Origin of the sequence: Isoalcanivorax pacificus W11-5 (assembly GCF_000299335.2) — a bacterium.
GTDB lineage: Bacteria > Pseudomonadota > Gammaproteobacteria > Pseudomonadales > Alcanivoracaceae > Isoalcanivorax > Isoalcanivorax pacificus.
Window position 1 is genome coordinate 1,340,291 of sequence record NZ_CP004387.1, and the last position, 24,509, is coordinate 1,364,799.

Below are 24,509 nucleotides of genomic sequence, written 5' to 3' on the forward strand. Positions count from 1 at the left end.
AGCGTCAGCGGCGAAGGGTTCTGCCCGGACCAGGAGCGCACTGCCGCATGTGGAGCAATCTGTTACCGGCCTCGGTCTTGCCGGGCCTGCTCGAACTGGCCATGAAAGGCCGCCTGAACATCCAGGCGATGTTCGAGCGGGTCGGCATCGACCCCGACAGCGTTGGCCGGCGTGACCAGTACATCAGCCTGGCACAGCTGGATGCCTTGCTGAGTGAAGCCTTTACGGCGGTGGAGCACGAGCCTTTTTTCGGGCTGCGTGTGGGCCGTGACAATCACTACGGCAACCTGGACCTGCTCGGCAACCTGATGGCCACTGCCAATACCCTGGGCGAAGCACTGGAGTTGCTGCTGCACTACAAGAACCTGATGGTGCCCTATATGCAGCTCTCACTGGGTGAGGCCAATGGCGGCGTGCGGCTGGCGGGCAGTTCTGACGGCAGCCTGAATTTCACCCGTCTGCGCGCCCACAACGAGGCGGTGGTGGCGACCATGGTGGCGATCGGTCGCTCGCTGACGGGTGACCGGCTGGGGCTGCTGGCGGTGGAGTTCTGCCACAGCGCGCCACCGGATACCGCGCCCTACGATGATTATTTTGCGGTGCCGCAGCGTTTCGACCAGCCGGAAAATGCCATCCTTGTGCGTCCCGAGACACTGAGCCTGCCGCTGGCCGGGGCCTATCCCGACTATCACCAGCGGCTGCGGCGTCAGGCTGACCGTCTGCTGGCGAGCCTGAGCCGGGCCCAGGGCATGGCCATGCAGGTGCGCAATGTGCTGGGGCAGCGGCTGGGCGGTGAGGACACGGCCATCGCTGACGTGGCGGCGGCACTGAACCTCAGCGCGCGCACCCTGCAGCGGCGGCTGCGCCAGGAAAACGTCAGCTTCGCCGGCCTGCGTGATGCAGTGCGGCATGACTACGCCCGCAAGGCGCTGCTGGCAGACGGCTGCGACATGGAGCAACTGGCGGCGGACCTGGGCTTCTCGGACATCGCCAATTTCTACCACGCGTTCAAGCGCTGGGAAGGCTGCGCGCCGGGTGAATACCGGCGCCGGCATCGCTGATCACACGTCGACAGTTCCGTGAGGGCCGGTTAATCTGCCCGGCCGACCTGATGCTGACCGGAGACTGCCACGCCATGGCCGAAGCCACCCCGTCTGCCGCACGACGCGGCTGCCTGTACGTGCATGGCGGCCACGCGTTGATGGTGGGTTGTGCGGTGGACAACCAGCCGCATGCGCACTACAACGCGTCGATCCTGGTGGCCACCGGCAAACCGTTTCTGTTTCGTCATGATGATGCGCCCTGGCAGGAAAGTAACGGCCTGTGCGTGGCGCCCTGCGTGCCGCAACAGTTGCGTACCCAGGACGACGGTGTGCTGATCATGCAGGTGGACCCGGATGGCCGTGCCTACCGGGGCTTCGGCGGACGTTTTGCCGGCCGGCCGGTGGTGCCGCTCAGCGACGGCGAGCGGCTCGGCATTCTCGCCGGCGTGCCGGAAGACGGCTGGAGCGGCGTCGAGGCGATGCGGTTTTTCATGCATGTGATGCAGGTGCTCGGGCGTTTGCCGCTGCCGCCGCTGGTGCGCGACCGGCGCGTGGAACGGGTGCGGCGCCTGCTCGTTGCACGGCTGGAACAGCCGCCGCCGGTGCAGGCACTGGCGGCGTCGGTGGCGCTGTCGGTGTCACGGCTGCAGCATCTGTTCAAGCAGGAACTGGGTCTGCCGCTGAGCCACTATCTGCTGTGGCGGCGCGTCCGTGACACGGTGCAGCGGGTGCAGGCCGGTATCTCCCTCACGGAAGCGGCACTGCATGCCGGGTTTGCCGATTCGGCGCATTTCAGCCGGACTTTCCGCCGCATGTTCGGCCTGCCGCCGTCGTCGCTGCTGAAAGACAGCAGCACCGTTCAAGTCGAAATATTGCCGGATGATCGATGATGTCCCGCATTCACCGCCAGTGCGGTGAATGCGAGAGTTTTGCCATGCTGAAGTGGGGATATTCCTTTGGAATATCCCCTTTTTTGTGGCCCCACCACGAAAGGGTGCCCGTAGGGTGGGTAGAGCCAAAGGCGAAACCCACCATGTCCATGCAACGCACCACTCGCACAAAACCATCGAAACTACCCACCTCCCAAGCCAAGAAATTTCGGCGATTCCGCGAGAGCGATTAATAGGTATTTTGATGATTTCACGGGAGTGGTTGACGGGCGATTTCGATGATTTTTTAAGGAGTGGATAGCGGGTGATTTCGATGATTTTGCGGGAGTGATTGACGGGCATGGACCCGGTGGGTTTCGCCTTTGGCTCTACCCACCCTACGGGACATTGATTGTGATTACAGATGGGCGGAGGTGGTTTTCAGGGTGGTGTCGTCCAGTGATTTCAGCAGCGCGGCGCTGTGCCGGATGATCGGCAGCTCATGCCGGAAGAAGAACTCGCAGGCCAGTATTTTCCCTTCAAGGAAGTCCGCGTCCGTGTCGCTGGCGCGGGGATGTTTCTCCGACGCCACCTGTGCCTGCTTCAGCCACATCCAGCCGACGCAGAGGTGGCCGATCAGCGTGAGGTAATGGCTGGCATTGGCCAGGCCCAGGCGCACCTCGCCACGGGCCAGTGTCTGGCCGAGCAGGGCGGTGGTGTCGCCGGCCAGGCGCAGGTAGTCCTGCATCTCGACCGCCAGCGGCTGCAGGCGCGGGTTATCGCGCAGCATGTCCAGCGTCGCGGTGATGCGTTGCGCCAGCAGTGCCAGCGCGGCGCCGCCCTGCATCATTGCCTTGCGGCCGAGCAGGTCCATGGCCTGGATGCCGTTGGTGCCTTCGTGGATCGGGTTGAGGCGATTGTCGCGGTAGAACTGCTCCACCGGGTATTCGCGCGTGTAGCCGTAGCCGCCGAGAATCTGGATCGCCTGTTCGTTGGCGCGCAGGCACCACTCCGACGGCCAGGCTTTGATGATGGGCGTCAGGAAGTCCAATAGCAGGGTGGCGTCCTGCCGGATTTTTTCCTCGGGGGCGTGGGCTTTTTCGTCCACCAGGCGGGCGCCGTAGAGTGCCAGCGCCTGGGCGCCCTCGGTCCAGGTTTTCTGTTGCAGCAACATGCGGCGGATATCGGCGTGTTCGATCAGCGGCACGGGCGGCGCGTCCGGGTTTTTCTGGTCCGGGTGGCGGCCCTGGGTGCGTTCGCGCGCGTATTGCAGTGAATGAAGGTAGCCGGCGTAACCGAGCATGGTGGCGCCCAGCCCGACGCCGATGCGGGCCTCGTTCATCATATGGAACATGTTGGCCAGCCCTTCGTTCTCGCGCCCGACCAGATAGCCGGTGCAGCGGCCCTGCTCGCCGAATTTCAGGAAGGTGTTCACGGTGCCGCGATAACCCATCTTGTGATTCACGCCGGCCAGTTGCACATCGTTGCGCTCGCCGAGGCTGCCGTCGTCGTGCACGTGGAATTTCGGCACCAGGAACAGGCTGATGCCGCGCACGCCGGCGGGTGCGTCCGGCAGCCGTGCCAGCACCAGATGAATGATGTTCTCGCCCAGGTCATGCTCGCCGCCGCTGATCCACATCTTGGCGCCTTCGAGCAGGTAGTGGCCCTCGGGTTGCCTGACTGCGCGGGTGCGCAGGTCGCCCAGCGAGGAGCCGGCCTGTGGTTCGCTCAGGCACATGGTGCCGTAGAAGCGGCCTGCGATGATGGGGTCGCGGTACAGGCGTTGCTGTTCCGCCGTGCCGTGGGCGCTGAGCAGGTTGGCCACGCCCTTGGCCAATAGCGGGTAGGCAAAGGTGGACACGTTGGCGGCAGAGAAGGAGGCGCTGGCGGCGCTGTCGATCAGGAAGGGCAGTTGCATGCCGCCCTGGTCGCTGTCGGCCATGGCGCTCATGAAGCCGGCCTTGACGTAGGCATCCAGGGCCTGTTTCACCTCGGGGATCAGTATCACCCGGCCGTCTTCAAAGCGCGGCTCGTTCAGGTCGGCCTTGCGGTTGTGCGGCAGGAAGGTATCCACCGCCAGATCGTGGGCCAGGTCGAGCACGGCATTGAAGGTGTCGCGGCTGTGTTCGCTGAAGCGTGGCCAGTGGGCCAGGTCGTCGGCCTGGAGCACGTCGTAGAGCAGGAATTGCAGATGGCGGCGGTGCATGATCGGGCTGTCTGACATCACTTTGCCTCTTCTTGTCATCGGGCTTGTGAGGGGGGTGTGCGGGCTTGAGATCGGGTCTGAGTGTAGCGCAGTGTCCGGGAGGGAAAATTATTTTTTCAGTGCGGTGAACTTATTCGCAAAGGGGGCGGTCATAATTTTCAGTAACCCGGCGGCCGTCTCCTCCGACGGGTTATGCCGAACATGGCTGATTCTGTGATTGGGTTTGTTTGAGTGATCCTCCCCTTAGAGCGCCGTCTTGTGACGGCGCTTTTTTTATGTGCGCGAGGGGTGTTTCTGGCAGATATGCCTTGCTGTGTGCGTTATGTCATGAGCTGTTTTTCTGATGGCTTTTTGATGCCTCCCGGAAATCAATACAGGTCGCGACGATATCGTCCTGCACTGATCAGTGCGTCCACTTCGTCATCGCCGAGCATGGCACGAAGCGTCTGGTCCACGTCGTGGCCCATGCCGGTGAGGCTGCCGCAGACCAGTATTGTGGCGCCACGCGCCAGCCAGGTGCGCAACGTGCCTGCGGAGGCGGCCAGCACGTCCTGTACGTAGCGGTGTTGTCCTTTGTCGCGCGAGAACACCCGGTCCAGCCGTTGCAGATGGCCGCGCGCCAGCCAGCCATCCAGTTCGGCCTGATGGAAGCTGTCGAACGTCTGCGTCCGTTCGCCGAACAGCAGCCAGTTGTCGTGCCGGCCCTGCTGCGCCCGTTCGCGCAGGTGCGCGCGCAGGCCAGCCAGCCCGGTGCCGGCGCCGATCAGGATCAGGGGCGTGTCGCTGCCATGAAAGGCGGGGTTGCGACGGATGCGCACCGGTATTGCATCCTGTTCGCTGGCCCCGACCGTGAGCCAGCCGGAGCCGGGACCGAAGCGGCCGTCCTGATGCTGTACCTGCCGGACCAGCAAATCGATGCCGCCATCGCCGGGCACGGAGGCGATGGAATACTCCCGCGTCAGCGCCGGCTGGCCTGGCAGGGCGATCTCGACGATGTCGCCGGCCTGCCAGTGCAGTGGCTGGGCCGGTTTCAGACGCAGGTGAAACGCGGGGGCGCCGGGGCCGCCAGGGTTGAGCTGGTACCGCTCCGCCAGATGCGCGGTGGTCCAGGGTACGGTCTCGGCATGGCGCGCCTCGGCGGCACCCAGATGGCGCAGTTGCGCCTGCCAGGCGTCCAGCGTGTCGCGGTCGCCGTCATCGGCACTGAGCCGGTCGAACAGCGGTACAGCGCCCTGTTGTTGCAGCCAGTCATCAAGCTGGTGGCCAAAGCCGCAGAAATGCGCGTAGCTGCGGTCACCCAGGGCCAGTACGCCGCAGTGCAGGTGGCCGAGATCCTGTGCCGTGGCCAGCACGCGGCGCGCGAACAGCGCCGCGTTATCCGGCGGGTCGCCTTCGCCGTAGGTGCTGGCGATGAACAGGGCGCGCGCTGAGGCCTGCAGCCGGGCGGCATCGACCTGATTCAGCGGCAGCACCTCGACCGCGACGCCGCCTTCGGCCAGTTGTGTGGCGGCTTGCCAGGCGAGCTGTTCGGCGGTGCCGGTCTGGCTGGCGTAGGCGATCAGTGTGGCCGGTCCCTCTTGTTGCCGGCCGAGCAATTGCCGTAGCCGGCGCTGCGCCTGCCGGGGCTGCCAGAGCAGCCAGTAGCCGCAGGCGGCCAGATACAGCAGCACGACCAGGGTGGCGCTGATCGCCGGGGTGCGCAGCCAGGGGCTGTCACCGAAGGCGATGACGGTGAGCAGCAGGGCGGCAGCGCAAAGCCAGGTGAGCGGGTGACGGAACATCGGTCAGCCAGGTTGTTGCGGGCCGGCGTGGCCGGCCCGCGGCGGGTTACTGGGGCAGGACTTCGAAAGTGCCGGTGTAGCTGGCGCGGCGGCTGGCGTTCGGGATCGACGATTTGTCATCCTGCAGTTCGGCGCTCAGCCAGTACATGCCGGCCGCCGGCCAGGTCAGGCTGAAGCGGCCCTGCTTGTCGGTGGTGGCGGTCATGTCGTCCTGCTGGTTGCGGTAGCGCATGCCGCCAGGGATGACTTCCACTGCCGCACCCACCGCCGGCTGGCCGTCGAGCAGCAACTGGAAGGTGGCTTCTTCACCGGCAAACAGATCGTTCGGGTGGGTGACAGGCACCAGCTCCAGGCCCTTGCCGGTGGGTGTGAACACTTCCAGGGTCGGCGCGCCGGCGGTCACGTAGGTTTCCAGGCGGCGGGCGCTCTCGATGACGCGCACGTTGTCGGCACCGGCCGGGATGGCATCCTTCAGGCCCTCGGCGTTGCCACGCCAGCGTTTGCGCTCGCCGTTTTCTTCCCACAGGGCGATCACGACGCTGCCGGCGGAGGTCACCTTGTAGGTGCCACGCTGGGTCAGGTTCAGATCAAAGGTGCTGCGGTATTTACCCGAGTGGGCGTTCTGGATCTCTGCGGCACTGCCGTCCGGGGCGGTCACCACCAGATTGTTCAGCGACATGGCGTGGTAATCCGGGTGGAAGATGTCGTTGGAAATGGCGGCGTCGAAGGTGACCCAGGCGTTGTCGCTGGAGAGTGCGGTGGCGGCCGGCAAGATCCAGGCGCGGTGGGCCTGGGCGGTGAGCGGCAGGGCCAGGCTGGCCAGTGTCAGGGCCACGGGCAACAGGCGGGTGGCAACAGGCTGCTTCATGAATGGTCTCCGATGATCAGGGGGTGATGTCGAGGCGTATGCCGCCCAGTTCGGTGTCGCCGGTCACGCCTTCGCTGAAGGCGCCGGTCGCCGGCCAGGTAAAGGGAATGCTCAGCACTTCGCGGCCGCCGACTTCGCGTGCGGCTTCCACCAGCAGGGTGTAGTGGCCTGGTGGCAGGTCGCCCAGCGGCGCCTGGCCGCTCTGGAAACTGACGGTGTGGGTGCCCACGGCACGGGTGGCACCGGACACGCCGTCCACCGGCATCGACAGGCCACGGCCGTCGCGCCGCCACCACTGGCGCATGTCCTTGAGCCATTTTTCGCCTTCGCTGTCACGCAGCTTGACGTCGTACCAGACGGCCAGGGTGGTCGGCGTGCCCTGTTCCGGCTCGATCCAGATGGCCACATAAGGGCGGTGATACTCGGCCACGTTCAGGCGCGGAATATCCACGCTGACGGACAGTTCGGCGGCACCGGCGGAAGCGGTGGCCAGCAGCAGGGCAGCGGAAACAAGCGTGCGCATCGTATCCCTCACGAATGAATAAACAGAATGATCAGCAGCAGCGGCGCGACCAGGCCCAGGCCCACCAGCGGCCAGGTGGCCGGGCGCTGCCGTCCGTGCAGGTGCAACAGAAACAGCCCGGTGAGGCAGAACACCAGGCAGGCCACGGCGAAGATGTCGATAAACCAGGCCCAGGCGGTGCCGGTGTTGCGGCCCTTGTGCAGGTCGTTGAGCCAGGCGATCCAGCCCCGGTCGGTGTGTTCATAGAGCAGCTCGCCACTGGCCAGATCAATGCTCAGCCAGGCGTCGCCACCGGGGCGCGGCAGCGCCAGGTAGATATCCCTGTCGCTCCACTCTGCTGGCCGGTGGCCGGGGTCAACGCCGATTTGCTGTATCAGGAAATCGCGCAGTACCGGCGGCAGTGGGGCGTCCGGGCTGTCCGGCATGGACAGGCTGGCGAGCAGCGATTCGGGCAGCACGATGTCGTGTTCGGTAATGTCCGGCCGGGCTTCGATCTGTGCGGCGTGGTTCAGGGTGATGCCGGTGAAGGCAAACAGCAGCATGCCGATCAGGCACAGCGCGGAGCTGATCCAGTGCCAGCGGTGCAGATGGCGCAGCCAGAAGCTGCGTTGTCCGGCGGTGGTGTCAGTCACGGTGTGGCGGTTTCCCCGGTGCAAAGGTGTGTCGGCGGCGATACTTCAATGCAAATGAGAATGGATTTCAAGTGCCGGGAGGCACTTTCGTTTTTTTTGCATGATTCCGGCAACCCGGCAAATGAAGGCGGGGCCTTCGTTTGCCGGGTTCGTGCGGGGAAGCGGCGGGGAGTGTAAATAATGTAAGGCCGGGAGCGGTCAGCGACGCTGCACCACCACGGTGTTGGCCATCTTGTCGTGCCAGCCCTGCTTGCGCTTGTCGAAGGCGACCCAGATAAAGCCCAGGCCCAGCGGTATCGCCGAGAGGATATAGCCGAGGTAACGCAGCACATAGCGACCGGTGCTGGCAGGCTGCCCGGAGTCGGCATCGACGACGCGGGCGCGGAACATCAGTTTGCCCGGCGTGCTCTGGATGCGCCGCCACAGGACGATGATGATCACAGCCGGCAGCACCCAGCTGATCAGGGCATCGGCGGGGCCGGCGACCACGCTCTGCTGCTCCAGGTAGCTGAAGCCGTAGATCAGCAACAGCAGCGGCCAGGTGACCAGCATTAACAGAAGATTGTCGACGATGGAGGCGGCCAGGCGAGGCCAGAAGCCGAGATAGTGCGGGCCGTCGGCGGCACTGTGGCTGTTTTCCAGCGGGGTGCCGGGGGCGGCATAGGGGTTACTGGTCATGCTGCGTCCTTGGTCAGAGGTGGGCGAAGGGCGTTTTACTATAGCGGCGTGAGGGGAAGGCGGCGACGTTGTCACCCTGTGGTGTACCATGCGGGGATGCCGATATGGACATCAGAGGATGCGGTATGTCGCAAGTGAGTGCCGCGCTGGCCGTCTACCGGGCCGGCGCTGACAATCTGCTGGAAAAAGTCACGGCCTATGCGGCCGAACAACACATCACCCTGACCAGCATTGAGCTGGATCTCTTTCTCAAGGACCCCGCAGCGCATCTTGCCGACAGCCGCCACGTGGTGGCGGTGGTGAATGATGCCGACCTGTCGCGGGTCATTCATGACGCACGGCTGCACGACTTTTCTGTCGGCATGGTGCCCCTGCATCAGTCGTCAGTGACTTACCGGCTGTTTGAACTGCCGCGCAAGTTACCGGAGACACTGGCGCTGGCCTTTGACAGTGAGAGCAGCGCGGTGGATGTGGCGCTGTGCAATGACGAAGTGGTGCTGGGCATGGTGATGCTCGGTGACACGCCGTTTCTGGATCAGCGCAGCAAGGGCTATGTCAGCACCCAGCCGACCTGGCGCAGCCGGGCCTGGTATCTGATCCGTTCGTTTTTTGTCAGCGTTGCCCACCTGTTCGGCATTCGCCCGTTCCCGGTCACCCTGACCACCGGCAAGGACGTGGAGATCAGGACGGCGATCACCGGCATGGTGCTGGTGGAGAACGACGCCCAAAGTGCGGCAGCGCGGCTGGTCAATGCCAGCACCTCGTCCCAGGACGGAAAGGTATCGGCGGTACTGATTGCGCCGACGTCGGTGACCGAATACCTGGCGTTTCTGTTTATCGGCATGCTGCAACGCCGCCGCCAGGGCAAAAAGCTGCCCGGCGCCGTGAGTTTCATCAAGAGTGACCGGCTGACGCTGCAGGCCGGCCGTTCACTGACCTATTTTGTCGACGGCCGTCGCCGTGAGGCGGATACCCCTGGCGGTGCTGGTCGAGCCGCGCGCGGTGCGCATCAATTGCAGCGCGGCGTTCCATGCACGGCAGGAAGCCGGCAGCGAAAAAAAGGACACCATGCGCACCGAGAACCTGCCGCAGAACGAGGCGCGGGTGGAAATGATCCAGAAGCACCTGCCGTTTTTCACGCGGGCCGTGGAGGATGATTTCAAGGATCTGTTCCTGCTGCTGCGCGACAATGCCCGCATCCGCAATGATTTCGTCACGCTGATGATTCTCTCCAGTGTGGTGGCGGTGCTCGGGCTGTTTCTCGACAGTGCCGCCGTGATCATCGGCGCGATGGTGCTGGCGCCCTTGATGGCGCCGATCATTTCGCTGTCCATGGGGGCGCTGCGCAACGACTCGGCGCTGCTGAAGGATTCTGCGGTATCGATTGCCGTCGGCATGGGGCTGGCGCTGTTGGCGTCGGCCCTGGTGACGCTGATCATTCCGCTGGAAAAGATCACGCCGGAGATCAACGGGCGGCTGCAACCGTCATTGCTGGACCTCGGTGTCGCGGTGGGCTCGGGCATTGCCGGTGCTTACGCACACGCCCGCGAGAATGTGATGAAAAGCCTGCCCGGGGTGGCGATCGCCGTGGCCCTGGTGCCGCCATTGTGCGTGGCCGGCATCGGTGTCGGCTGGCTGGACTGGCATGTGATCAGCGGCGCAATGCTGTTGTTCCTCACCAACCTGGTTGGCATCACGCTGGCCGGGGTGGTGACCTTCATGGTGCTGGGCTATGCACCGATCAAGCGTGCCACCCGGGGCCTGGGCTGGACCATGTTGCTGCTGGTGCTGATCTCGATTCCTCTCGGTATTTCCTTCAACAACATCAAGCATCACTGGCAGATCGAGAATCAGCTGCTGAGCGGCCAGTATGTGGTGCACGGCAAGCTCCTGCGCCTGAGCAACATTACGGTGACGCTGCGCCAGCCGGACCTGCTGATCCGCGCTGACGCGGCCAGTGCCAGCCGGCTGGAGCCGGACGACGTGCGGGCATTGAAAGAGCAGTTGACGCAGGAGTTTGGCCGTCCGGTGTCGCTGGAGATCGCCTACCGGCTGGCGTTGTGAAAAGGGTTGCCGGTGCGGCGGGAAGCGCGCAGCGCATCCCGCCGCTGCATCAATGCTCGTCTTCCGGCGGCGAGGCCAGCGTATGCGTTTCTTCGTTGTAGCGTCCCTTCAGCTCATCCTTGACCATGTGTTCCCACAGCGGCACGCCGACGAAATACCCGGCGCGGCCGATGGCGTGTGCTGCCACCGGCGCCGTCAGGATGATGAACAGCACGATCGCCATCACCCGCGTGGTGACGCCGCTGTCGAGAAAATGAATGGCCACGCCGACCATGATCAGGCCGATGCCGAGCGCACCGGCCTTGGTGGTGGCGTGCATGCGCATCAGCAGGTCCGGCATGCGCAACGCGCCGAGGCCGGCCAGCAACATGAAGAAGCAGCCGCTGAGCACGAACACGCTGGCGAGCAGGCTGTTAATCATCGCGGTGTCCTCCGCGTTCCAGGTAGCGGGCAAAGCCGACCGCCGCCAGGAAGGCGGTCAGCGCCAGCACCATGGCCACGTCAAGAAACGCGGTCTGGTCGCTGGTCAGCGCATAGACGCCGATAAAGCCCACGGTGAGTGAGGCCATCAGTTCCAGCGCCACGACCCGGTCCGGCAGCGACGGGCCGCGTACCAGGCGGATAAAGGCAAGGATCAGTGTCGCGCTGAGCATCACGTAGCTGATCCAGATGACGAAGGCGGGCATGGGCGTGGCTCCGGTCAGCGCAGAATGTCCAGCACCCGGGCTTCCAGCGCCTTGATGCTGGCGTGCACGGCCTGTTCGTCGTCCAGGTACATCACGTGCAGGTACAGCACGCTGCGGTCGCTGGAGACGTCCAGGCTGAGGGTGCCGGGAGTGAGTGAAATCAGGTTGGCGAGAATGGTGATCTCGCCATCGGTACGGGCTTCCAGTTTGACCGCGATCACGGCCGGGCGCATGTAGTGCGTCGGGGTCAGCACGTCGTAGGCCACGCGCAGGTTCGACATCACCAGCTCGCGCACGAAGAAGCCGATAAAGCGGATCACCTTCGGCACTTTGCTCGCGTAGTGGGTGAAATGTTTCACGTCGCGCATGGCGAACGCCAGGATCACGTAGCCGAGCACAAAACCGATGACCAGATTGGCGCTGCTGAATTCGCCGGTAATGCCGACCCAGATCAGCGCCAGGACAATGTTCCAGGTCAGGGCGTTCATGAACGTCCTCCCAGTACTGCGTCGATATACAGTGACGGGTTCAGCAATTGTTCAGCGGCCCGTTCGGCCAGCTCGAACACCGGTTGCGCGAACAGGCCCACACACACGGTCAATGCTGCCAGGCCGGCGATGGTCAGGTACAGCGGCACCAGGCTGCCGGTCTGCGGTGGCGTCAGGCCGGTGTCCTGCGGCGCAGCTTTCCAGAACACCTCGGCCCAGATCTTGATCATCGAATACAGCGTCAGCAAGCCCACCACCAGGGCGGTGCCCACCAGCCACCAGCTTCCGGTTTCGACGCCGGCGCGGATGACGATGTATTTGGCAAAGAACCCGGACAGCGGCGGCAGCCCTGCCAGTGACAGCGCCGGGATCAGGAACAGGATCGCCAGCAGCGGTTTTTCGCGGTACAGCCCGCCGAGTTGTTTCAGGTCGTAGCTGCCGCGCAGGCAGAACACCAGGCCACTGATGAGGAACAGGTTCGCCTTCACGATGATGTGATGCATGATGTAGAAGATGCCGCCCACCAGTGCCAGGGCCGACAGCGGTGCCAGCGCCAGCCCCATGATCATGTAGCCGATCTGGCTGATGATGTGGAACGAGAGAATGCGCCGGAACTCGAACTGCGCGGCGGCGCCGAGCACGCCGGTGAGCATGGTCAGGCCGGCGGTCCACAGCAGCAGCGTGTGCGTGAGCGGTTCGGCGGCGCTGAATACCAGCGTGAACACGCGGAACAGGGAATACACGCCGACCTTGGTCAGCAGCCCGGCGAACAGCGCCGACACCGCCACCTGCGGCGTGTGATACGACGCCGGCAACCAGAAGAAAAACGGAAACGCGGCGGCCTTGATGCCGAACGCGACCAGGAACAGCATCGAGATCACGGTCACCAGGCCGGTGTCTTCCACCTCGCCGAGTTTCACTGCGATATCGGCCATGTTCAGCGTGCCGACCAGCCCGTACAGCAGGCCGATGGCGGACAGGAACATGGCCGAGGACACCAGGTTCAATGTCACGTATTTGATGGCGCCTTCCATCTGCGCCCGTTCGCCACCGAGGATCAGCAGCGCGAAGGACGCCACCAGCATTACCTCGAACCAGACGTACAGGTTGAAGATATCGCCGGTCAGGAAGGCGCCGTTGACGCCGGCCAGCAGCAGGTGCATGAGCGGGTAGTAGCCGAAACGGCTGTAGCGTTCGCTGATGGTGCTGAGTGAGTACACGGCGGTGGCAAAGCCGGTGATGCCGGTGAGCAGCACCATGATCGCACCGAGCAGATCCGATACCAGCACGATGCCGAACGGCGCCGGCCAGTTGCCCATTTCCATGACCACGAAATCGGCCTGCCAGGTGGCATGCAGCAGCAATATCGAGGCCACCAGCAGCGCGGCGGTGCCGAGCAGGGCAATGCCACGCTGTACGCGCAGCGAACGCCAGCCGGTCACCGACAGCGCTCCGCTGAGCAGCGGGATCAGGATCGGCAGGGCCACCGTGAGGGACAGGGAACTGCTCAAGTATCGGTATCCTTCATCTGGTTCATGTCATCGGCCTGCACCACTTCGTAGGCGCGGCGGATCAGCACCACGGCAAACGCCAGGACGCCGAAGCCGATCACGATGGCGGTCAGGATCAGTGCCTGCGCCAGTGGGTCGGCGACTACGCCGGCCGGCACTGTTGCACCGTGTGGCACCAGCGGCGGTGCGCCACGGGTCATGCCGGCGCTGGTGAACAGCAGCAGGTTGGCGGCGTTGGAGAGCAGCACCAGGCCAATCACCAGTTTCACGATCGAGCGGCGCAGGATCATGTAGATGGCGGTGGCATAGAGCACACCGACGACAAACGCCATCAGGGTTTCCATCAGTGTTCCTCCGCCAGGTTGAGCACGATGGTCAGCACCGAACCGACCACCACCATGTACACGCCGACATCGAAAAACAGCGGTGTGCCGAGCTTCAGGGTGCCGAGCAGCGGCAGTGTCAGTTCAAACCAGATCGAGGTGAAGAACGGCTCGCCCAGGAAAACCGATGGCACGGCGGACAGCACGCCGAGGGTCAGCCCCCAGCCGATCAGGTCACGCGGTGCGGCCAGCAGAATGCGCCGCGCGGCGGCGGTGTCCACCGCGAACAGATGCAATGACACCGCAGACGCCGCCACCAGCCCGGCAATGAAACCGCCGCCGGGTTCGTTGTGGCCGCGCAACAGCAGGAACAGTGAAAACAGCAGCAGCAGCGGCAGGATGAACTGCCCCGCCGTGCGCAGGATCAGCGATTGCATGTTCATGCATGGTCCTCCGCGCGCAGTTTGATCATGGCAAACACACCGATGGCGGCCAGCGCCAGCACGGCGATTTCACCGAGGGTATCCAGCGCCCGGAAATCCACCAGGATCACATTGACGATGTTGCGGCCGAAGCCGTCAGAGACACTGTGCTCGATGAAATAACTGGAAATGCTGTGGTAGTAGCGGGTGGCGGTGACGGCCAGCAGCAGCACGGTGAAGGTGCCGCCGACGATCAGGCCGACCAGGGCATCGAACAGCCGCACCGGCCTTGACGACAGCCTCAGGAAACCGGGCAGGCGGAACAGCACCAGCACCAGCAGGATCACCGTCAGCGTTTCCACCAGCACCTGGGTGATGCCCAGGTCCGGCGCGCTGAACAGCACGTAGGTGAGCGCGACGGTAAAACCGATCGTACCGAGTGCGGCGACGGCGCCGAGCCGTTCGCTGGTCAGCGCCGCCGCGATGGCCGCAGCGGCGAGTGTGCCGGCGATGACGAATTCATGCGGGGCGATACCGCTGAGCGTGAGATGGAAGGTGAAACTGTCGTGATTGAGGCTGGCTGCCGTCCACACCAGTGCTGTCATCGTCATCAGCGTGGTGATCAGGTAATAGCGCAGGTAGCCGTTCTGCAGCACGCGTGTCTGCCAGGCGGAGAAGCGCACCAGGCCATCCATCATCAGCGCATAGAGCCGTTCCGGGCCGACGCGCAGCGCCAGGGTTTCCGTCGCCTGTGTCAGTCGCCGCCAGGTGGCCCAGCGGGCGAACAGCAACGCGCCCAGCGCCAGCGCGCCCAGGCTCATCAGCAGCGGGGTGTTGACGCCGTGCCAGAGCGCCATGCCCGGCGTCACCGCGTGGCCGGCGCTGGCGCTGGCCGCGGCGGCCAGCAGGGTGGCTTCCGGCCAGTCCGGGAACAGACCGAACATCAGGCTCAGCAACGCCAGCACCACCGGCCCGGCAAGCAATGCCGCAGGCGCCTGGCGGAACGGCTTTTGTGTCGGCAGCGGCGTGCCGAACCAGGGGCGCACACCGATCACCAGCGCGGCGGTGACGCCGAGGGTGGCCGCCAGGAACGCGAACAGGGTCAGCACCTTCGCCAGCAGCGGCGCGTGCAGTACGGATTCGAGCATCATCTCCTTGGCGATAAACCCGAACAGGGGTAACACGCCGGCCAGCGACAGCGCTGCCAGGATGGCGGTCAGGGTGGTAATCGGCATCTGCCGCGCCATGCCGCGCACCGCGAGAAAATCCTTGCTGCCGGTGCTGTAGTCGAGCACGCCGGCGATCATGAACAGTGCGCCCTTGTACAGCGAGTGCGCGACCAGAAAGGCGATCATTGCCGCCAGGGCCTTATCGGTGCCGATGCCGATCAGCATGGTCAGCGTGCCCAGCGCCATCACGGTGGAATAGGCCAGCAGCCGCTTGATGCCGGTGGAGCGCGAGGCCAGGTAGATGCCCAGCAGCATGGTGACGGCGCCGGTGAGCCCCAGCAGCACCAGCCACAGGTTGTTGCCGCCTAGCGCCGGTTGCAGCCGTGCGAGCAGGTACACGCCGGCTTTCACCATGGTGGCCGAGTGCAGGTAGGCAGACACCGGGGTCGGCGCGGCCATCGCATTCGGCAACCAGAAATGGAACGGAAACTGCGCCGACTTGGTGAAGGCACCGGCAAGAATCAACAGCAGCATCGGCACGAACAGCGGGTGCGCCTGCAATACCTCACGCTGGTCGAGCACTTCAGACAGCTCGAAGCTGCCGCCGGCGAGCCCGAGCATGATCAGCCCGGTCATCAGCGCCAGCCCGCCACCGACGGTGACGAACAGGCCCTGCAACGCTGAAGCGCGGGCTTTGGCATCTTCGTGGTTGAAGCCGATCAGCAGGTAGGAAGTAATGCTGGTCAGTTCCCAGAACACGAACAGGCTGATCAGGTTGTCCGAGAGCACCAGCCCGAGCATGGCGGCCATAAAGCACAGCAGCAGCACCATCAGGCGCGGCAGGTCGCGGTGGCCGCCGAGATAACGCCCGGCGAACAGGACGATGAAGGTGCCGATGCCGCTGATCAGCAATGCAAACAGCAGGGACAGGCCGTCGACCAGGAAGCTGAGATGGATCGACAGGCCGGGAATCCAGGCGTGGCTCACCCGCAGGCTGCCGCCGGCGCTGATCTGCGGCAGCAACTGGACGAACCAGATGAACAGGCCGGCCGGCAGCAGAGCCAGCAGCGGCGCGGCGAAGCGCGGCGTCAGCCGATACAGGGCCGGCGCCAGCGCGGCAATCAGGAAACCTGACAGAACAGCAAGCAGCATAGGATCCAGTTCCGGGGCGCTGCCAGTCGGTGCGGGGATCACCCGGGGCGCCGGCGCGCCTGATTCATGCAGTGACAGTCATTGTTTGAACGGCTGACCTGGCAAAAAAGTGAAGCGCCAGAACCGGCCTGATGACAACGTGATCTGTGTCACCAGTGGACGGATGCTACCCGTGTTCAGCGCGGCTTGGCAAATCATCACCTGACCACTACCTATATATAAGTACTAGAAAATATTGATGTTTTTCTGGGCGCGGAGGGAGGGCCGGCTACAGGCGGCCGGCGCGACGCAGGCTCAGGTAGAGACGGTTGAGACGGCCGGGAAGCGTTTGCGGTGTGCCGTCGGTCACCATCACGCCCGCGTGGCGCAGGCGCGCATAGAGCGCCTGGCGCTCCTGCTGGAAGTGGGCGTCGGCGGCGATGCGCAGGGCCTGGTCCACATCGCTGACGTCGGCGCGGGCCAGCGCCTGCTGGTCTGGCAGCTGCATGTCGCCGATCAGGATACGGCTGCGGCCGCGCAGCAGGCGAATGGCGTGCAGCAGGTCGTCGCTGTCGTCCGGTTGCAGGCGCGTGATCAGCACCACCAGTGCCTGCCGCCGCCAGCGCAGCAGCAGGTCGCCGGCGGCACTGCTGTAGTCGCTGGTCAGCTCGCCGGGGTGCAGCGGGTAGACCTGATTCAGCAGCAGGTGCAGGCCGCTGCGGTTGCGCAACGGCGGTACCCACAAGGGCTGCTGGCCGGAAAACAGCATCAGGCCGGGGCGGTCGCCCTGGTCGAGGGCGCTGGAGGCCAGCAACAGCGATGCATCCAGCGCGTGATCAAACACCGTGCGGGGGCCGACGGCGGTGGCCAGGCGCTGGCCGCCGTCGAGCAGCAGGATCAGATGGCGGTTCTGTTCGTCGCGGTATTCACGGCTGATCAGGCTGCCGCGGCGGGCGGTGGCACGCCAGTCGACCTGCCGCAGGGTGTCGCCCGGCCGGTAGTCGCGCAGTTGGTGAAACTCCTGTCCGTCGCCGGCGCTGCGCCGCAGGTGGCGGCCCTGCTGGCGTTGTGTCTGTGGCGTATCCGCAAGACCCTCGCCTTGCAGCCAGGAGAAATCCGGATACACCGGGATGGCGCTGGCGGCGGGCAGGTCGTGACGCAGTTGCCACAGACCCAGCGGGCTGGGGCACCACAGCCGGATGGCACCAAAGTGGGCCACGCCCCGGCGTGCCGGGCGGTAGGGATAGTCCACCAGGGTGTCTTCTTCCGTGGCCGGCGCCAGACTCAACGGCAGCCCGGTGTGGGCGTCGTCGCCGGGATGCTGGTCGGCCAGCAGGCTGCCCGCCGGCAGGGTCACCGAGCGGACCCTGACCCGCACGGTGCCGGGCAGGCCGGCGGCGAAGGCGGCGGGCAACTGGCGCTCGGCCTGAGGCGCGGGGCGGCGCCGGGCAAGGATCAGGTCCAGCAGTGCCAGGGTGCCGAGCAATGCCCCGGCACCGAGCCACAGCCACCACAGCAGGCGCGGTAGCTGGCTGCTGAAAAGTGGCGAAAACGCCATCAGCAATGCCAGCCCGCTCCACAGGGCCACGGCCGTCTGCAGGCGCCGGGTGGGGATCATCATTGACGTGGCGCCGGGACCTGGTCGAGCAGCCGGTCGAGCAACTGCTCCATGCGCACACCCTCGATCTCCGCGTCGGCACTCAGGCACAGGCGGTGCCGCAGTACCGGCCGGGCGACCGCCTTGATGTCATCGGGGATGACAAAATCGCGTCCTTCAATCAGGGCATGGGCGCAGCCGGCGCGGGCCAGCGCGATACTGGCGCGCGGGCTGGCGCCCCGGGCGAGGCCGGGAAAGTCGCGGGTTTCGCGCACCAGGCGCACGGCGTAGTCGAGTACGGCCTCGTCCAGGCTCAGGCCACGTGCGGCCTGCTGCATGGCCAGCACACCCTGGCCGTCGGTGAGGGGTGTCAGGCTGGCCACGTCGAGGCTGTCGGCGATGGTGCCGTCGAGCACCATGCGCACCAGGCGGGTTTCCTCGGCGGCGTCAGGGTAGTCGATCAGCACCTTGAACAGGAACCGGTCCAGTTCGGCTTCCGGCAGCGGGTAGGTGCCTTCCTGGTCGATCGGGTTCTGCGTGGCCAGCACCATGAACGGCATGTCCAGCGGGAAGGCGCTGCCTTCGATGGTGATCTGCCGTTCCTGCATGACTTCCAGCAGTGCCGCCTGGGTCTTGGCCGGGGCGCGGTTGATCTCGTCGGCCAGCAGTAGCTGGGTGAAGGCCGGGCCTTTGCGGATGCGGAAACGCTCGCTTTTCGGGTCGTAGATGGCGTGGCCGGTAATGTCGGTGGGCATCAGGTCGGGGGTGAACTGGATGCGTGCCGAGTTCAGCGCCAGGCTACGCGACAGCGCCCGCACCAACAGCGTCTTGCCGAGGCCGGGTACGCCTTCGATCAGGACATGGCCGCCGGTGATCAGCGCCAGCAGCACTTCGCGCACTACCTGGTGCTGGCCGACCAGCACGCGGTTGAGGCTCTGTTCGATGCGGCGTGCCAGGTGCGCGGCCTGTTCAAGGCCGGCGGGCGTCTGGGAAATATCGGTCACAGGCTTCTCCTGAGTTGTTGCAGGGTGCCGACCTGTTGCAGCAGGTCGTCGGCATCTTGTGGTGTGGTGTCCAGGGCGCGGCGGATGTCACTGGCCGGCAGGCCGGAGAGCCGGGCGGCCACGGTGATCTGCCGGTCTGTTCCGGCACCCCGTGCTTCCGGGTGCCGCGCCAGCCGCGTGCGTACCTGTTCGCGCAGGCCGGCCAGCAGGGCGTCCGGCTCGCCGTGCCGCCACATCAGGCGGCCGCTGGCGAGCAGGTGGTCGAGAAAATCGCCAGGGGGGACGCTGTTGTCATCGAGCAATGCCCCCCGGCGTGGCAGTTGCCGCCAGACCAGCAGCGTCACCAGCACCAGCAGCGCGATCAGCAGGGGCGCGGCATGGCGCCACAGCCAGGCCGGCAGTCGGTCGGCGTCGACACCGCGCACGAACCAGACGGCGCGGTGATCCTGGGCGAAATGCGTCAGCAGCCAGGCATGATCCAGATAATGCAGTTGCGTGTTGTGCCAGGGGCCGAGATCGGACAGGGCCAGCACACGGCCCTCGCCGAGGCTGATCTGGATGATCTGGGTGCCGATGTCGCTGTCGGCGTTGCCACTGAAATAGGGAGCGAAGCGGTCGGTCACCGCCAGCAGCTTCTTGTCTTTCATCGTCTCGGGCACGGCGGTGGCGCCCGGCTGTTTGGGGTGGGTGGGGCCGTCCAGCCATTCGACACTCTTGCGTGGCGTGTCGGTGTGGTTTGCTTCGCCGTACTGGGGGGCGTACAGGGCATCGTGCCAGAGGGTGGCGTGCACATCGAAGGCGGCGAAGCGGGGACGGTCGTCGTCCTCCACATAGACCCGGGTGTCATGCACCGGCTGCGGGTTGTCGCACAGGCTGCGCAGGCAGTCTTCTTCCAGCTGGGTGCCTTCGGCGGCCAGGCACAGCCGGCTGAACAGGTCACCGGCATTGTCGAGCATGTCGGCAAAGGGCTGGTCGTCGTCGGCGTGCAGCGTCTGTTCGTTGATGCGGGCGGTGACACCGAGTGGGTAGAGCAGTGGGTCCCGCCGCAGCCAGCGGGCGTCGTCAATCGCGTGTTCGGCTTGGACGTCGTTCAGGGTCGGCGCCACGGCGATCAGGACGCCGCCGGCTTCGACCCATTCATACAGGGCGCGGACGCGCGCCGGGTTCAGGCCGGCGCGGCGCTCGTCCAGCACCAGCAGCACATCGGTGGGCGGCAGCGGGAACAGCGATGGGCTGCCGGTCAGGTGGCGTACCTCAAGGCCTCGGGCTTCGAGCAAACGTCCGGCGGCCAGCAGCGGGTTGCGGCGTGCCTCGGCGGCGGGCGGCTCGTGTACCACGAATTCGCGCCGTTCGCAGCGGCTCAGGCCCAGCGCCGTTGCGCCGACCAGCAGCAGGATGATCACCACGCGCCAGATCATGCCGTGCTCTCCGTGGCGAGGCTGGCGCGCCAGTCGTCCAGCAACTGGCTGACCTGTTCGGGGGCAGCCGGGCGGTGGCCCCAGGCCAGCGCCACCCAGACCGGTGTCAGCCGCCCCAGAAACCCGGTCAGCGGATCAGACGGCTGGCGCTGCTGAAGCTGGCGCAGCACTTCGCCCTCGGTGGCGCCAAGGGCAATGCGCAGGCCGTGGCGCTGGTGCAGTTCGGACAGGGTGATCCGGTACAGCAGGCTCAGCGCCAGGCGGATATCGCCGGCGGCCAGTGCGGCGCGGATCGCCTGCTCCGGGTCGTCCGGCAGGCTGTCGCGGGCAATCGACATGCCGCGCACCGTGGGGGCAGTGCGGCGCGGCGCCGGGTCGGTCACGGGCAGGCCCAGGCGATGCCGCTGGCTCCACAGTAACCAGCACAGCACCGCAATCAGGGCGCCCCAGGCGATAATCCGCAGCAGGTCATTGAGCCAGCCCAGGGACAGGTCGTTGCGGGGGCGTTCGTTGCCGTCGAAATCCTGATCGAGCAGCCAGCGGATGGCGCGGTCGAGCAGGTCGTTGCGGTATTCGTCGCGCTGGCGCCAGCCTTGCTCCAGCCGCATTGACATGAAGTCGTCGTCGGCAATGATTTCGATGGCCTGCTCGCGGGCCGGGGCAGCAGTATCGGCTTGCGCCGGGGGAGGCGCGAAGGCTGGCAGCAGCAGGGCGGCCAGCAGCAGGGCGGTGACGCCGGGGCGGCGCTGCGCGCCAATGCGGCGCAGGCCCGGTTCCAGATCCCAGCCTTCCAGCCAGGTGCGCTTGTTCAGGTAGAGCGCGAAACCGCAGCAGACGTACAAGGGTTCCATCAGCACCATGGCCAGATACCAGCACACCAGCAGCGCGCGGCCATATTGCCCGATGTGATCCGCCAGCCAGTATTGCAGGTCCAGATGGACCTCCCAGGGCACCAGCACCCAGGCCAGCATCATCAGGCTGATCATCAACCCCTGCTCCAGATGCAGCACCAGCAACGTCAGCGTGCCGCTGTGGCTGGTGGGCGGCAGTTGCAGGGCGCGCAGGCGTGTACGGATCTGTTTGCGGTCGCCTTTTTCGAGCTGGAACACCGGCGCGAAATAACTCCGCGACGGGCTCAGCCGGCGCCAGGTGAGCTGGTCGAACAGGTAGGACAGGCCGTAACGGGGAAACTGCCGCAGCAGCGTCAGGACCGGGGTGTGTTCGCCGAACAGGGCACGCGCGCAGTACTCCAGCAGGGGCCGTTCCCACAGTGGCTTGAGCCACCAGAACAGCAACGGTGCCAACAGGCTTTCCGGCCCGGCCCAGGCCCACAGCAATGCCGCCACGGGCAGTGTCGTGAGCAGCCAGATCAGCGTCAGTGGCCGCCACCACTGACGGTACAGGCGCGTACCCAGGTCAATCGCCTGCCAGGGGGGGCGCGGCGCGATACGCGCCTGGTGGCCGTTGCTCACAGCGGCGCCCTGCGCCGGCCACCGGCGAACAGGTACAGCGCCACCAGCGCCCAGCTCAGGCCGCCGACGGTGTACTTCACAGCGGCGGGCAGATCACGGGGGGACCAGAACGCCTCGATAAACGCTGCCAGTAACAGCATGAAGAACACGCCATACATGACCGGTACGGTGGCGCGTGCGGCGTGGCGTAGTGCAGCCAGCCGGGACACCGGGCCCGGGGCAAGCACGGCCACGCCGAGTTTCAGCCCGGCGCCGCCGGCCAGCACGATGGCGGTCAGCTCCGGTGCGCCGTGGGCGACGACAAAGGTGAAGAAGTTGTCGCTGGCGCCAATGTGCACGATGTGCCCGGCGGCGGCGCCGAAAAAGCCGCCGTTGAACACCATCACAAACAGCGCGCCGATGCCGAACGCCAGACCGCCGGCAAAGGTACGGAAAGCGATGCCGATGTTGTTGTAGATGTAGTAGCCGAACATGGTGAGGTCATCGCCGCTGTCGCGGCCATCACTGAGCGTGCTGTCACCGTACATGTCCTCCAGCGACAGCGTCATGCTCTCGCCGAGCACGCTGTAGGCCATGTCCGGCTGCATCGCCACCAGTATCCAGGCGAACGCCAGTGACAATACAAAGGCCAGCGCGCTGGCCAGGTGCCAGCGCCACTGCGCACGCACCGCCTGCGGGAAACCTTCGCGCACGAAGTACAGCAGCCGGGGCAGCAGCGGCGGGCGGTACTGGTAGAGCTGGCGGTGGCCGCGCAGCACCAGCGCGTTCAGTTGTTCCACCAGGTCCAGGCTGTAGCCGCGCTGGCGCGCCAGCGCCAGGTGATGGCACAGGCGGCGGTAGGCGGCGGGAAATTCGGCGGCGCTCAGCGCCGGTGGCGTGGTGTGGCGCTCGCCCGGTTTCTCCAGCCGCGAGAGCGTCTGTTCGATATGTTGCCAGAGGCCGGCGTAGCGGGCCTCGAACTGTTGCTGGCGCATCAGCCGCCTCCCTGCACATGCAGCGCCATGCGCCGCAGCCGCTCTTCAGCGTCCTCCGGTGCCAGCTCCGGGAACGCCAGCCGCGCCAGCTCGCCGCGCCGTGCCGGCGAGAGGCCGGGGCTGCGTTCGAGGAAGGTCAGCAATAACTGGCGGTCCTGGATGCTGGTGGTCCAGTCGGGGGGAAGGGTCTGGTGGTGCTGGGTGGCACTGCGCGCCGGCACGCTGCGGCTGTAGACCACCAGGGTGCCGGCGGCCAGATCACCAAGACGGCGGAAGCGGCTGTCCAGCAGCATGGTGATGAAACCGGTCAGGTACAGCAGCGGAAACTGGTCGGCGGTGCGCAGCAGATTGCGCACCAGGCTGGCGCTGAAATCCACCGGCGTACCGTCCTCGCGCACCACCGCCATGCCGAAGGATTTCTTGCCCGGCGTCTGGCCCTGGCGCATCACTTCGAACCATACCGGGTAGAACCATTCCAGCAGGAAAATCAGGATCAGCATCAGCCCGTTGCCGAGCCCGCCGAGCAGGCCGAACAGCACTGCGGCAATGATGTAGACGACGATGCGGATGGCGAGATCGGTGAAATAGGCCAGGGCGCGGGGCACCGGGCCGGCCAGGTCCAGCGTCAGCGGCACCCCCTCCGGGGTGGTGATGTGATGCTGGTCGTCGATCATCCGTACCGGCTCACCGGTCGCCGGGCTGGCTGCGGATCAGCAGCAGGCAGGTGGTGAACAGGGCGCACACCAGTGCCACGCGCACAATGGCGAGATAGAGCATGGGCGGTGGGTAAAACAGCTGCACCACAAAGCCGCAGAAATAGAACATCAGCACGAAGCTCAGCCAGGTGAGCTGGCGCGCGCTGCCGTGCACGGCAGCGGGAATGAACAGCAGCAGCGGCGTATACAGCAGCAGGGACATGAACACCTTGGCGATGCCGGGCACATCCGGCGGCGCCAGCCCCCAGAGGCCGCCGATGCCGGCCACCAGCAGCAGGAAGAAAAACAGTCGGTTCAGGTTCAGCAGCAAGGTGAAGCTCCCGGTCATGACCGCCCCGCCAGTTGTCGCGCGGTGCGTGCCAGCCGCTCGCCCAGGGCGCGGGCCAGCGTGGTTTCGGTGTCGCTCAGGGTGGTGTCATTGTTGATGCCGGCAGCGTGGCTGGCGCCGTAGGGCGTGCCACCGCCGGTGGTCTCCAGCAGACCCTTTTCGCTGTAGGGGATGCCGGTGATCAGCATGCCGTGGTGCAGCAGCGGCATCATCATGGTCAGCAGAGTGCTTTCCTGGCCGCCATGCAGGCTGCTGGTGGAGGTGAACACGCCGGCAGGCTTGCCGATCAGGGTGCCCTGCATCCACAGCTCACTGGTCTGGTCGAGAAAATATTTAAGGGGGGCGGCCATGTTGCCGAAACGGGTAGGAGAGCCCAGGGCCAGTGCGCTGCACCCGGCCAGGTCGTCCAGCGTGCAATAGGGCGCGCCCTCATCGGGCACGGCCGGGGCGGTCGCTTCGCTGACCGCCGATACAGGCGCTACCGTGCGCAACCGGGCCGGCAGGCCGCCTTTTTCGCAGCCCATGGCGATCTGCCGGGCGAGCCGGGCAATACTGCCGGTGCGGCTGTAGTAGAGCACCAGAACGTAGGGTTCCATGGACACGCTT

The 24,509-nt window shown here is 65.6% G+C and carries 25 protein-coding genes; 4 read left to right on the forward strand and 21 right to left on the reverse strand.

From position 1 onward, the window contains the following. Nucleotides 1-47 precede the first annotated feature (47 nt). Nucleotides 48-1,061 carry an AraC family transcriptional regulator ligand-binding domain-containing protein gene (locus S7S_RS05950; RefSeq protein WP_008737950.1) on the forward strand — a complete coding sequence of 338 codons (1,014 nt, stop codon included), beginning with the start codon at nt 48-50 and terminating at the stop codon, nt 1,059-1,061. Between the two features lie 74 nt (nt 1,062-1,135). Beyond that, nucleotides 1,136-1,933 carry a helix-turn-helix domain-containing protein gene (locus S7S_RS18790; protein ID WP_008737951.1) on the forward strand — a complete coding sequence of 266 codons (798 nt, stop codon included), beginning with the start codon at nt 1,136-1,138 and terminating at the stop codon, nt 1,931-1,933. Between the two features lie 397 nt (nt 1,934-2,330). On the opposite strand, the gene S7S_RS05960 is transcribed toward S7S_RS18790, so the two are convergent. From S7S_RS05960 to S7S_RS05985, 6 genes are all read right to left on the reverse strand, one after another. Continuing rightward, a complete protein-coding gene (locus S7S_RS05960; protein ID WP_035205006.1) occupies nt 2,331-4,136 on the reverse strand; it encodes an acyl-CoA dehydrogenase in 1,806 nt (601 codons plus the stop codon). A gap of 350 nt (nt 4,137-4,486) precedes the next feature. After that, entirely contained in the window at nt 4,487-5,899 is a 1,413-nt protein-coding gene (locus S7S_RS05965; protein WP_008737959.1) for a sulfite reductase subunit alpha, read from the reverse strand. A 46-nt stretch (nt 5,900-5,945) separates the two neighbouring features. After that, nucleotides 5,946-6,767, reverse strand: coding sequence for a DUF4198 domain-containing protein (locus tag S7S_RS05970; RefSeq protein ID WP_041025936.1), 822 nt, complete (start codon nt 6,765-6,767; stop codon nt 5,946-5,948). Between the two features lie 16 nt (nt 6,768-6,783). After that, nucleotides 6,784-7,290, reverse strand: coding sequence for a DUF2271 domain-containing protein (locus S7S_RS05975; RefSeq protein WP_008737967.1), 507 nt, complete (start codon nt 7,288-7,290; stop codon nt 6,784-6,786). A gap of 8 nt (nt 7,291-7,298) precedes the next feature. After that, on the reverse strand, nt 7,299-7,922 hold the full coding sequence (locus tag S7S_RS05980; RefSeq protein ID WP_008737968.1) for a PepSY-associated TM helix domain-containing protein: 624 nt from the start codon (nt 7,920-7,922) through the stop codon (nt 7,299-7,301). Nucleotides 7,923-8,120: 198 nt separating this feature from the next. Then, the gene (locus tag S7S_RS05985) at nt 8,121-8,600 is read right to left on the reverse strand and encodes an RDD family protein (RefSeq protein WP_008737969.1); all 480 of its coding nucleotides are present in this window, start codon (nt 8,598-8,600) and stop codon (nt 8,121-8,123) included. 125 nt (nt 8,601-8,725) lie between these two features. Between S7S_RS05985 and S7S_RS19985 the strand changes: the two genes are divergently transcribed. Both S7S_RS19985 and S7S_RS05995 read left to right on the forward strand, forming a co-directional pair. Next, complete coding sequence (locus tag S7S_RS19985; protein WP_041025937.1) at nt 8,726-9,757, forward strand: diacylglycerol kinase family protein; 1,032 nt, start codon at nt 8,726-8,728, stop codon at nt 9,755-9,757. Then, nucleotides 9,711-10,664, forward strand: a complete 954-nt coding sequence (locus tag S7S_RS05995) for a TIGR00341 family protein (RefSeq protein ID WP_041025938.1) — start codon at nt 9,711-9,713, stop codon at nt 10,662-10,664. The genes S7S_RS19985 and S7S_RS05995 overlap by 47 nt, the downstream gene beginning before the upstream one ends. 49 nt (nt 10,665-10,713) lie before the next feature. Here S7S_RS05995 and mnhG read toward each other — a convergent pair whose 3' ends face one another. From mnhG to wrbA, 15 genes are all read right to left on the reverse strand, one after another. Beyond that, complete coding sequence (gene mnhG, locus S7S_RS06000; RefSeq protein ID WP_008737971.1) at nt 10,714-11,085, reverse strand: monovalent cation/H(+) antiporter subunit G; 372 nt, start codon at nt 11,083-11,085, stop codon at nt 10,714-10,716. Continuing rightward, a complete protein-coding gene (locus S7S_RS06005; protein WP_008737972.1) occupies nt 11,078-11,350 on the reverse strand; it encodes a cation:proton antiporter in 273 nt (90 codons plus the stop codon). The genes mnhG and S7S_RS06005 overlap by 8 nt, the downstream gene beginning before the upstream one ends. A 14-nt stretch (nt 11,351-11,364) precedes the next feature. Further along, nucleotides 11,365-11,838 (reverse strand): Na+/H+ antiporter subunit E, encoded by a 474-nt coding sequence (locus tag S7S_RS06010; RefSeq protein ID WP_008737973.1) that lies wholly within the window; start codon nt 11,836-11,838, stop codon nt 11,365-11,367. Next, nucleotides 11,835-13,349: a Na+/H+ antiporter subunit D gene (locus S7S_RS06015; protein ID WP_008737974.1), complete on the reverse strand. Its 1,515-nt coding sequence runs from the start codon at nt 13,347-13,349 to the stop codon at nt 11,835-11,837. Before S7S_RS06015 ends, S7S_RS06010 begins: the two co-directional genes overlap by 4 nt. Then, the gene (locus S7S_RS06020) at nt 13,346-13,693 is read right to left on the reverse strand and encodes a Na+/H+ antiporter subunit C (protein WP_008737975.1); all 348 of its coding nucleotides are present in this window, start codon (nt 13,691-13,693) and stop codon (nt 13,346-13,348) included. Before S7S_RS06020 ends, S7S_RS06015 begins: the two co-directional genes overlap by 4 nt. Continuing rightward, nucleotides 13,693-14,115: a Na+/H+ antiporter subunit B gene (locus tag S7S_RS06025; RefSeq protein WP_008737977.1), complete on the reverse strand. Its 423-nt coding sequence runs from the start codon at nt 14,113-14,115 to the stop codon at nt 13,693-13,695. The genes S7S_RS06020 and S7S_RS06025 overlap by 1 nt, the downstream gene beginning before the upstream one ends. Continuing rightward, entirely contained in the window at nt 14,112-16,415 is a 2,304-nt protein-coding gene (locus S7S_RS06030) for a putative monovalent cation/H+ antiporter subunit A (protein ID WP_041025939.1), read from the reverse strand. Before S7S_RS06030 ends, S7S_RS06025 begins: the two co-directional genes overlap by 4 nt. Before the next feature lie 268 nt (nt 16,416-16,683). Continuing rightward, the gene (locus tag S7S_RS06035) at nt 16,684-18,015 is read right to left on the reverse strand and encodes a DUF58 domain-containing protein (RefSeq protein ID WP_008737981.1); all 1,332 of its coding nucleotides are present in this window, start codon (nt 18,013-18,015) and stop codon (nt 16,684-16,686) included. Next, complete coding sequence (locus tag S7S_RS06040; protein WP_008737988.1) at nt 18,012-18,995, reverse strand: AAA family ATPase; 984 nt, start codon at nt 18,993-18,995, stop codon at nt 18,012-18,014. Before S7S_RS06040 ends, S7S_RS06035 begins: the two co-directional genes overlap by 4 nt. Further along, nucleotides 18,992-20,413 carry a DUF4350 domain-containing protein gene (locus tag S7S_RS06045; protein ID WP_008737989.1) on the reverse strand — a complete coding sequence of 474 codons (1,422 nt, stop codon included), beginning with the start codon at nt 20,411-20,413 and terminating at the stop codon, nt 18,992-18,994. The genes S7S_RS06040 and S7S_RS06045 overlap by 4 nt, the downstream gene beginning before the upstream one ends. After that, nucleotides 20,410-21,885, reverse strand: a complete 1,476-nt coding sequence (locus S7S_RS06050; protein ID WP_008737996.1) for a DUF4129 domain-containing protein — start codon at nt 21,883-21,885, stop codon at nt 20,410-20,412. Before S7S_RS06050 ends, S7S_RS06045 begins: the two co-directional genes overlap by 4 nt. After that, nucleotides 21,882-22,859 carry a stage II sporulation protein M gene (locus tag S7S_RS06055; RefSeq protein ID WP_008737998.1) on the reverse strand — a complete coding sequence of 326 codons (978 nt, stop codon included), beginning with the start codon at nt 22,857-22,859 and terminating at the stop codon, nt 21,882-21,884. Before S7S_RS06055 ends, S7S_RS06050 begins: the two co-directional genes overlap by 4 nt. Further along, the gene (locus tag S7S_RS06060) at nt 22,859-23,533 is read right to left on the reverse strand and encodes an RDD family protein (RefSeq protein ID WP_008737999.1); all 675 of its coding nucleotides are present in this window, start codon (nt 23,531-23,533) and stop codon (nt 22,859-22,861) included. Before S7S_RS06060 ends, S7S_RS06055 begins: the two co-directional genes overlap by 1 nt. Before the next feature lie 10 nt (nt 23,534-23,543). Continuing rightward, complete coding sequence (locus S7S_RS06065) at nt 23,544-23,903, reverse strand: DUF2069 domain-containing protein (protein ID WP_008738000.1); 360 nt, start codon at nt 23,901-23,903, stop codon at nt 23,544-23,546. Then, nucleotides 23,900-24,499: an NAD(P)H:quinone oxidoreductase gene (gene wrbA / locus S7S_RS06070; protein ID WP_008738001.1), complete on the reverse strand. Its 600-nt coding sequence runs from the start codon at nt 24,497-24,499 to the stop codon at nt 23,900-23,902. Before wrbA ends, S7S_RS06065 begins: the two co-directional genes overlap by 4 nt. Between the last annotated feature and the right edge of the window lie 10 nt (nt 24,500-24,509).